Source organism: Nocardia sp. NPDC051911 (assembly GCF_040681035.1).
Classification (GTDB): Bacteria; Actinomycetota; Actinomycetes; order Mycobacteriales; family Mycobacteriaceae; genus Nocardia; species Nocardia sichangensis.
This window is the reverse complement of record NZ_JBFAXY010000100.1, coordinates 1-2,001: the sequence shown is the minus strand read 5'-3', so window position 1 is coordinate 2,001 and position 2,001 is coordinate 1. Positions and strand designations below refer to the sequence as shown.

Below are 2,001 nucleotides of genomic sequence, written 5' to 3'. Positions count from 1 at the left end.
TGCAAGGGCCAACTGTCCCTCGAAGCCCACGGCGCCCGCACCGCCACCGGGCTCTACGCCCGTATCGCCCAGCGACTCCTGGCCCTGGCCGCGGTTTCAGGCGTTGTTCCGGCGGATGCGCACTTTCATCGCTGGGGATTGGGCTTCAAGCAATCCAGCCTTGACCATATCGCGCGGGTCTCGCGGCACCCCGCCCCGAACGCCTCCAGACGGCTACCGCTTCCCTGACATGCTGTTGTCCCCTTCAGCTTTCACCTCCAGGTAGTCAGGTGACCCAAGAACCTCCTTCCGAGTTCCTCCCGGCTACACCGGGGATGCAACACAGCGCCACACGGCGCACACCCGCCGTGCGCCTCTCGACGCACCGGGCTCTCCACGATCGGATGCCGTCAGGCTGTTCTGCGCCGCAGGAACGGGTTGGGGATTCGGTTGCCGCGGTATCGGTAGCGGCGGACCGTCACCGATGCCGGATCGAACAACTCGATGCCGTCTGCTGCGATCGGAAGCCACCGCCCGGTCGGGGTGGTGAACTTGCGGCGGAACGTTCGCCATCTCCAGCGGTGCCGTTTTCGTAACCAGCGGATGAGCCGCCAGTTCACGAAATAGCGCAGCCGGTCGAGCGTGTGACTGCATACGGCATGCCGGAAATAGTTGGTCCAGCCACGCAGGATCTGGTTGATCCTGCCGATGACCGCACCCATGTCTGCTTGGCTGACTCGATGTGTCAGGGCACGGATCTTCGCCTCCACCGCCCGGAACGGGCGATCGGCGATGAACGTGTAGACGAACCACGTCCGTGTTCCCCGTTTGCGTTTCCACTGGATGCGGAAACCGAGGAAGTCGAACCCCTCGCGCATATGCACGACCCTGGACTTGGACTCCGATAATCGCAGCCCGAGCGGGGTGAGCACATCCGCGATGTCCTCGCGCAACGCGACCACGTCGTGCTTTTGGCCGTGCGCGAGCACGACGAAATCGTCGGCATAACGCACGATCCGCCATGTCGGCAGACCCTTGGCACGACGGTGGTGGCGTCGATAGGTCGTTCCCATCACCCCGTCCGGTTTCCACGGCGTCATCACGTGCTCGTCGAGCACCGACAACGCGATGTTGGCCAGAAGTGGCGACAGGATCCCGCCCTGCGGAGTGCCGGTGTCGTTGCCCTCGACATGGCCGGTTTCGGACATCACCCCGGCCTTGAGAAACGCTTTCACCAGCGCGAGGACACGTTTGTCTTTGACCCGCAACCGAACCCGCTCCATCACAGCCGTGTGGTCGATCCGGTCGAAACACGCCTCGATATCAGCGTCCAGCACCCACTGATAGCCACGGGAACCGAACATCTGAATCTCGGCGACCGCGTCCTGCGCCCGCCGCCTCGGCCGGAACCCATAGGAGACCGGCAGAAAGTCGGCCTCGAAAACCGGTTCCAGCACCAGCTTCAACGCGGCCTGGACCACCCGATCCGCGATGGTCGGAATGCCCAACTTCCGCAGCTTTCCCGATCCACCCGGTTTCGGAATCTGCCGCTGCCGCACCGGAACCGGCCGAAACGACCCGCCCTTCAACGACAACCGCAGATGGTCCAGGAACCCATCGACACCGAAACCGTGCTCGACATCGTCGGTGGTGACACCGTCGATGCCGGGCGTGTTACGGCCCCGGTTGCCCGCGAGCCGGTGGAACGCCACTCGCAGCGTCGCCGGGTCGTGCACGAGGTTGAACACATCATCGAACCGGCGGCCGGAGTCGGCCGCCGCCCAACGGTGCAGTTTGTCCTGCATCTCCGATACCCGCTGCCACGGCCCCTTCGGGTCCGCGCAGCCGGCGCCGCCGTTCGGCGGCGCTTCTTTCGGTATTACAGCAACCAACTGTCTCCTCTCGCTGTTGCCCTTCCCCATGTGATCGGCTTTGTCGGGTAGCCCCGGCACATTACTGCGCCGAGGCCCCCTCAGAACCGGACATGCGCCTCGTCGACGCATCACGGCTCAAGCAAGCCCA

The 2,001-nt window shown here is 64.5% G+C and carries 1 protein-coding gene and 1 pseudogene; one reads left to right on the top strand and one right to left on the bottom strand.

The annotated features are described in order from the left end of the window. Nucleotides 1-93 (top strand): annotated as a pseudogene (locus tag AB0L97_RS38580) (IS982 family transposase); the annotation flags it as partial. Between the two features lie 296 nt (nucleotides 94-389). On the opposite strand, the gene ltrA reads toward AB0L97_RS38580, so the two are convergent. After that, complete coding sequence (ltrA, locus tag AB0L97_RS38575; protein ID WP_364440009.1) at nucleotides 390-1,871, bottom strand: group II intron reverse transcriptase/maturase; 1,482 nt, start codon at nucleotides 1,869-1,871, stop codon at nucleotides 390-392. Nucleotides 1,872-2,001: the final 130 nt, after the last annotated feature.